Raw genomic sequence first — 6,147 nt, 5'->3', positions numbered from 1 at the left:
CTCGGTACGGACACCCTGACGGGCGGCAGTGGCGGCGATGGCCATCGGCTCGAAGTGGGCGACCTCCAACAGCACTCGCGACGAGGCGGACGAGATCTCCGACGAGGCGCCCCCCATGATCCCCGCCAGTCCCACGGGCGTGCCCTCGGCGTCGCAGATGAGGCAGTCGTCGGTCTCGGGGCGCTCTCCCGGACCCGATGCTGTGCCTCCCCCGCGCACCGCTTGTCCCAGCCGCCGCTCCTCCCCATCGAGGGTCACGACGGTCTCCCCCGGTCGCGCCCGGCGCACCAGCAGCCCGTGGCCGCCCAGGCGGTCGAGGTCGTAGGGGTGGGTGGGCTGGCCCAGCTCGAGCATCACGTAGTTGGACGCGTCGACGATCGAGTTGATCGGCCGCATACCGGCGAGCACCAGACGGCGGGTGACCCACTGCGGCGAGGCGCCCACCTTCACGTCGACGAGCACCCGCACGAGCAGCCGGGGGCACAGGTCGGGTGCCTCGACGACCGCCGTGGCCAGACTGGCCACGGGGACCTCGCCCTCGACCGGGTGCGGGTCGGGAATCGAGAAGGGGAGGCGCATTCGGGCGGCGACGTCCCGAGCAACGCCCGCGATCGACAGCGCGTCGGGCCGGTTGCCCTCGATCTCCAGATCGAAGACCACGTCGGGCTCGATGCCGAGCGCCTCGGCCAACGGTGTGCCCGGCTCGGTGGAGGGGCCCGAGCCGGGCCCTGGGCCCGCCTCCGAGCCCAGCACGAGGATGCCCGCGCCGTCCTGGCTGAGGCCCAGCTCCTTTCCCGAGCACAGCATCCCGTTCGACTCGACACCCTTCATCCGCCGCCGGGTGATCGTCGGGCCCTCGGGCAGCGCCGTGCCCACGGTGGCCAGGGGCACCAGGTCCCCGACGGAGAAGTTCGTCGCCCCGCACACCACGTCCACGGCGTCGCCGCCGGCGTCCACCGTGACCAGTCGGATGTGGTCGGCCGAGGCGATGGGCTCGATCCCGAGCACCCGGGCCACCACCACGCCATCGAGCCCCTCGCCCACCCGCTCGACACCGTCGACGACCAGACCGAGATCGTCGAGGGTCAGGGCCAGGTCGGCGGGATCGGCCTCGATGGGCGCGAAATCACGGAGCCAGGACAGGGGGACGCGCATGGTGGGTCTTCAGAACTGGGACAGGAACCTGATGTCGTTCTCGAGCAGGACTCGCATGTCGGCGATCCCGTGGCGCATCTGGGCGCAGCGGTCGATGCCGAAGCCGAAGGCGAAGCCCGACCACTCCTCGTCGTCGATGCCCACGGCCGCGAACACTGCCGGGTCCACCATCCCCGCGCCCCCCAGCTCCACCCACCCTGTCCCGGAGCAGGTCCGACAGCCGCCGCCCCGGCAGATGGTGCAGTTGATCTCGTACTCGGCCGACGGCTCGGTGAACGGGAAGAAGGAGGGCCGCAGCCGCGAGTGGATCTCGGGACCGAAGTACGCCGTGGTGAACGCCTCGATGGTGCCGGAGAGGTCGGCGAAGCTGATGCCGCGGTCGACGACCAACCCCTCGATCTGGTGGAAGACGGGAAGGTGACGGGCGTCGGGCGTCTCCCGGCGGTAGCAGCGCCCGGGGGCGACGATGAAGATCGGGGGAGGCTGAGCCTGCATCACGCGGATCTGGACCGGCGAGGTGTGCGTGCGCAGCAGCGTCGATCCCAGAGGCTCGAGCCGGAGATAGAAGGTGTCCCACATGCTGCGGGCGGGATGGCCCGGTGGGAGGTTGAGGGCCTCGAAGTTGCGCCAGTCGGTCTCGGCCTCGGGCCCCTCGGCTACGGCATACCCCATGCCCACGAACACGTCCTCCAGCTCGGCCTGGGTCTGGGTCACGAGGTGGAGGTGCCCAGGTCCGGGCCGGGGAAGCACCTCGGTCAGGTCGAGGCGCTCGGACTCGAGGCGGGCCCGTCGCTCGGCCTCCTCCAGCTCGGCCCGCCGGCGCTCGAGCGCGGCCTGCAGGCGCGCCCGCGCTTCGTTCAGCTGGCGACCGTAGGCGCGCCGGTCGTCGGGACTGAGCCCGCCGAGACGCTGCTGGAGAGCGGCCAGGCGGGAGCGCCGCCCCACCACCTCGGTCTCGACCGCCCGCAGGGCCTCCACCGAGCCAGCAGCATCGATCCTCGCCCGACCCTCCGCCTCGGCGTCGGCGATGTCGAAGGCGTTGGCGTTGGCGACGTCAGGCACTTGCCGTCGCCTGCCGCAGAATCTCCGGTTCCACGCGCGGCAGCGTAAAGCGGAAGGTCGACCCCTGCCCCGAAATTGAACGCACCGACAGCAGTCCCCCGTGGGCTTCGACCAGGCCGCGGCTGATCCACAGACCCAGGCCGGAGCCCGTTGGCTTGCCCTCGGGCCGGCGAAAGAACTTGGTGAACACCCGATCGAGATCTTCGGATGGGATGCCCGGCCCCTGGTCGGTCACCGACAGGGCGACCTCCTCCTCCGTAGCCTCGCCCGTGACCTCCAGGCCCTGCGGCGAACCGTACTTGCACGCGTTCTCCACCAGGTTGGTGATCACCTGGAGCACCTTGTCCGGGTCCGCGTACACCGTCGGGAAGGGCTCGTCGAAGTGCCGAGTCACGCCGAGGCCGGGATACTCCATCGCCATCTTGTCCAGCACCGAGTCGGTGAGGGCGCTCAGGTCGATCATCTGCCGGCGCAGCACCAGACGGCCGGTCTCGAGACGGCTGATGTCGAGCAGCTCGGTGATGAGCCGGGTGACCCGGTCGGCGTCGTGGTTGACCTGCTCGAGCATCATCCGCTTCTGTTCGTCGCCGAGCCGGTCCCACCGGTTCATCAGCAGGCTGGTGTACCCCTTCACCGAGGTGAGCGGGGAGCGCAGCTCGTGGCTCACCGTGGAGACGATCTCGATCCCCGTGACCGTCTGGTGCATCCTCCGCCGGGCGTCCCGCAGGACGAGAACCGCACCCACGATCTCGCCGGCCGGGTCGCGCTGGTAGGAGCCGGTCACGAAGGCCCGCGCGTCGATGCCGTCAGCCCCTCGAAGGATCACCTCCTGCTCGGGCAGCGTCCGCACAGAAGGCAGGTGAGCCGATCGATGCCAGCCCCCCACCCACACCGGACGACCTTCCCGGTCTCTCGTCTCGAGGGCGGTGGCGCAGTCCCGGCCGACCAGCTCACCCGCGGCGAAGCCGGTCAGCTCGGTCGCGGCGCGGTTCGCACCCACGATCCGCCGTGACCCGTCGACACGGATCACCGCGTCGGGGAGCTGGTCGGTCTCGTCCGGCATCGCTCAGGCCCTCCGGGCCCCGCAGCCGCGCTGGGCCCGTTGGCGTCGCTGACGGGCAGCCTCGAAGCACAGCACCGCCGCCGCCATTCCGACGTTGAGCGAGTCGGCCCGTCCCGACATGGGGATGTTGACAGGCTCGTCGATCCAGCGCTCGAGCCCGCTGGGCACGCCCGCAGCCTCGTTGCCGAGGACCAGGGCCACCGCTGTGGTCAGGTCCGCCTCGGTATAGTCCCGCCCGTCGTGGGCCGCCGCCGCCAAACGATGCATGCCCCAGCCCCCAAGCCGTTCCAGTACCGGCGCCACGTCTCCTCCCGCCACGACCGGAACGTGGAACAACGCCCCGGCGGACGCCCGCACGGTCTTGGGGTTGTACACGTCTACCGAGCCGTCACAGCAGATTACCCCGTCGGCGCCGGCCGCCTCGGCGCTGCGGAGCACGGTGCCCGCATTGCCTGGATCGCGCACGTCAGCGCACACCACGACGAGGGACGCCTCGGCCAGAGCGTCGAGGCCCACGTCGACGAAGGCGACGACGGCCACGAGGGGCTGCGGGGTCGCCGTGTCGGCCACCCGCTCCATGACGCCGGGCGCCAGCGGGTACACCCGCACCCCAGCCTCGACCGCCTGGTCGATCACCGCTCCAGCCCGATCGTCGCCCCCCGCCTCGGGGGCATAGAACAGCGCTTCCACCGGCGCGCTTGCGTCGAGGGCGACCGAGATCACCTTGGAACCCTCGGCCACGAAGGCCCGCTCGGCCTGGCGCAAGCTCCGCCGCCGCAGGAGGCGACGCAGGCGCTGGACGCGTTGGTGACGCCAGGCGAGCGCAGCCTGACTCAGGAAGCGTCCTCCTCGACTCCGTCACTGGACTCATCCTCGTCGGCCGCCGAGCTGTTCCCAGCCGCCACCCTCACCAGGGCGGCGAACGCGGCCGGGTCGTTCACGGCCAGGTCCGCGAGCATCTTGCGATCCACGTCGACCTGCGCCCGGCGCAGGCCGGCCACGAACCGGCTGTAGCTCATCCCGTGGAGGCGGGCAGCGGCGTTGATCCGCTGGATCCAGAGCTGACGGAAGTCCCCCTTGCGGGCCCGACGGTCCCGATAGGCGTACTGCATGGACCGCATGACCTGCTCGTTGGCAGCGCGGAAGCTGCGGCTCTTGTTGCCGTAGTAGCCGTGTGCCTTCTCCAGGACGGCCTGGCGGTGCTTCTTGCTGTGGACGGCGCGCTTTACCCTGGCCATGCGGGGCTCCTTCTGTCGGGGGCGTCGGACCAGTGGTCCGATGATCAGTGGCGTGAGGGCCCTACAGGCCGAGCAGCCGCTTCACCTGACGGGTGTCACCGCCGGAAGCGACGTCCACCTCGCGACCCAACCGGCGGGTGCGGGTGCTGGACTTCTTCTCCAGCAGGTGCGACCGGAAGGCCTGGCGCCGGCGAAGCCTCCCCGTCCCCGTGACCTTGAACCGCTTGGCGGCACCTCTGTCCGTTCTCATCTTCGGCATGCTCAGCTCTCCCGTGGATGGGCGTCGGCCGCCCGATCGGCATCGGCTGCCGCACCCGGGGACCCTCCGTTGACTGCGACCCCCGAACCATCGTCTGCTCCGTCCGACCGCTCCGCTCGGGCCGCCGATGACCGCTGAGCCCGCTTGTCGGGGGCCAGGACCATGATCATGTTGCGACCGTCGAGGCGTGGTGCGGCCTCGACCTTGGCCGAGCCGTCGACCTCCTCGGCGATCCGGTCGAGGATCTTCTTCCCGAGCTCGGGGTGGTAGATCTCCCTGCCTCTGAACATGATCGTGATCTTGACCTTGTGGCCCTCACCAAGGAACCTGACGACCCGGCGTGTCTTGGTGTCGAAGTCCCCGCTGCCGATCTTGGGCCGGTACTTCATCTCCTTGATCCCGACGTTGGTGGTCTTGCGGCGAGACTCCTTCGCCCGCTGTGCCGCATCGAACTTGAACTTGCCGTAGTCCATGATCCGGCAGACCGGCGGGGAAGCCTGCGGAGCCACTTCGACAAGATCCAGATCCAGCTCCCTGGCGATATGGAGGGCCTCTGGAAGCGGCTTGATCCCTAGCTGCGTGCCCTCCGGATCGACCAGTCGTACCTCACGGGCTCGGATCCGATCGTTGACCCTGAGCTCGGTGGTGGCAGCTGCGGCAGTTATGCGGCATCACTCCTGTCATGTTGGGCCCTCGAAACGCGACAAGGGCAGGCGTCGGAAAGCGACGCCCGCCCCAAAGCGAGCATGGACCCGACACGCCTACCGGGATACCCCCGGGCGACGGAAGGGTGGGGATCGTGCCGCCTCATCGGACTGCCCGGCCCCGCTTTCCGTCTCGATTTGCCCTCTACGCTATCAGTCATGAGCAGCCTCTGGACACCCGGTGGAGAGCGTCCCGTACCCCGTCCCGACGGGGAGCAGCGAGGAGGGGGAAGCGACCGTCCACCGACCTCGGGACCGCCGCCGGCCGGCGCGGGAGGTCCGCCCGGCGGGGGACCGGACGGCGAGGCGGTAGAGGAGGACGACCCCGAGCTGCGGGAGCGGATGACGGAGCTGCGCCAGCAGCTGGCCGACACCCCGGCGCGGACCGTCATCGCCAACCACTGCTACGGCATGTTCGAGCTGGCCGCCCTCCATCTGTCGCTCGATCCTCCCAAGCTCGACCAGGCCCGGCTGGCTATTGACGCCCTCGCCCTGCTGGTCGAGGGGCTCGGTTCGCGTCTGGGCGAGGAGGAGGCCAATCTGCGGGAGGGGCTCAGGCAGCTGCGGCTGGCCTTCGTGCAGCTGGGCGGGACGACCACCGCGGACGAGACCGCCGGACGATCGGGCCCGGACACAGGAGCGCCGGAGTCAGGGGGGACAGGAGGC

8 protein-coding genes are annotated in these 6,147 nt (G+C 70.3%); 1 reads left to right on the top strand and 7 read right to left on the bottom strand.

Translation table 11 applies throughout. From position 1 onward, the window contains the following. The 7 genes from VH112_01150 to infC form a co-directional block, all read right to left on the bottom strand. Positions 1 to 1,155, bottom strand: a 1,155-nt coding sequence (locus VH112_01150; GenBank protein ID HEX4538826.1) for a phenylalanine--tRNA ligase subunit beta, incomplete at its 3' end; no start/stop codon positions are given. Between the two features lie 9 nt (positions 1,156 to 1,164). Next, positions 1,165 to 2,217: a phenylalanine--tRNA ligase subunit alpha gene (gene pheS, locus VH112_01145; GenBank protein HEX4538825.1), complete on the bottom strand. Its 1,053-nt coding sequence runs from the start codon at positions 2,215 to 2,217 to the stop codon at positions 1,165 to 1,167. Further along, positions 2,210 to 3,280 (bottom strand): ATP-binding protein, encoded by a 1,071-nt coding sequence (locus VH112_01140; protein HEX4538824.1) that lies wholly within the window; start codon positions 3,278 to 3,280, stop codon positions 2,210 to 2,212. Before VH112_01140 ends, pheS begins: the two co-directional genes overlap by 8 nt. Positions 3,281 to 3,283: 3 nt before the next feature. Then, positions 3,284 to 4,021 (bottom strand): RNA methyltransferase, encoded by a 738-nt coding sequence (locus VH112_01135; protein ID HEX4538823.1) that lies wholly within the window; start codon positions 4,019 to 4,021, stop codon positions 3,284 to 3,286. Positions 4,022 to 4,113: 92 nt separating this feature from the next. After that, the gene (gene rplT / locus VH112_01130) at positions 4,114 to 4,518 is read right to left on the bottom strand and encodes a 50S ribosomal protein L20 (protein HEX4538822.1); all 405 of its coding nucleotides are present in this window, start codon (positions 4,516 to 4,518) and stop codon (positions 4,114 to 4,116) included. Positions 4,519 to 4,579: 61 nt separating this feature from the next. Next, positions 4,580 to 4,777 carry a 50S ribosomal protein L35 gene (gene rpmI / locus VH112_01125; protein ID HEX4538821.1) on the bottom strand — a complete coding sequence of 66 codons (198 nt, stop codon included), beginning with the start codon at positions 4,775 to 4,777 and terminating at the stop codon, positions 4,580 to 4,582. 2 nt (positions 4,778 to 4,779) lie between these two features. Continuing rightward, positions 4,780 to 5,442, bottom strand: coding sequence for a translation initiation factor IF-3 (gene infC, locus VH112_01120; protein HEX4538820.1), 663 nt, complete (start codon positions 5,440 to 5,442; stop codon positions 4,780 to 4,782). A gap of 198 nt (positions 5,443 to 5,640) precedes the next feature. On the opposite strand from infC, the gene VH112_01115 reads away from it, so the two are divergent. Beyond that, positions 5,641 to 6,147: hypothetical protein (locus VH112_01115; GenBank protein HEX4538819.1), on the top strand; the 507-nt coding region annotated here is incomplete at its 3' end.

The organism is Acidimicrobiales bacterium (assembly GCA_036270875.1).
Taxonomy (GTDB): domain Bacteria; phylum Actinomycetota; class Acidimicrobiia; order Acidimicrobiales; family AC-9; genus AC-9.
This window is presented reverse-complemented; position numbering and strand designations above follow the sequence as displayed.